Source organism: Streptomyces diastatochromogenes (assembly GCF_002242805.1).
Taxonomy (GTDB): domain Bacteria; phylum Actinomycetota; class Actinomycetes; order Streptomycetales; family Streptomycetaceae; genus Streptomyces; species Streptomyces diastatochromogenes.
In genome coordinates this window covers 1-274 of record NZ_MCGQ01000220.1, presented here as the reverse complement: position 1 = coordinate 274, position 274 = coordinate 1, and the positions used below count along the sequence as shown (strand labels likewise).

The window sequence follows — 274 nt, the reverse complement described above, 5'->3', positions numbered from 1 at the left end:
CCACCCTCATCAAGGTCCTGACCGGCGTCCACACGCCCGACAGCGGCCGGCTCACCTGGCGGGGCGAAGAGGTACGGCTGCGCTCGCCGCTGGAAGCGACCCGGACCGGAATCGGCGTCGTCCACCAGGAACGCAACCTCATACCCGACTTCTCGGTGGCGGAGAACATCACGCTGCAGAACCCTCCCTCGCGCCGCGGGCTCGTCGACCGCGAAGCCATGATCGCGCCCGCCCTGCGCTGCCTGGCGGAGCTGGGCCTGGACCTCGATCCACA

General features: G+C 70.1%; 1 protein-coding gene. It reads left to right on the top strand.

Going from position 1 to position 274, the window contains the following annotated elements; all coding sequences use genetic code 11:
• Positions 1–274 (top strand): ATP-binding cassette domain-containing protein (locus BEK98_RS47705; protein ID WP_143684315.1); only part of this gene is annotated, 274 nt, incomplete at both ends.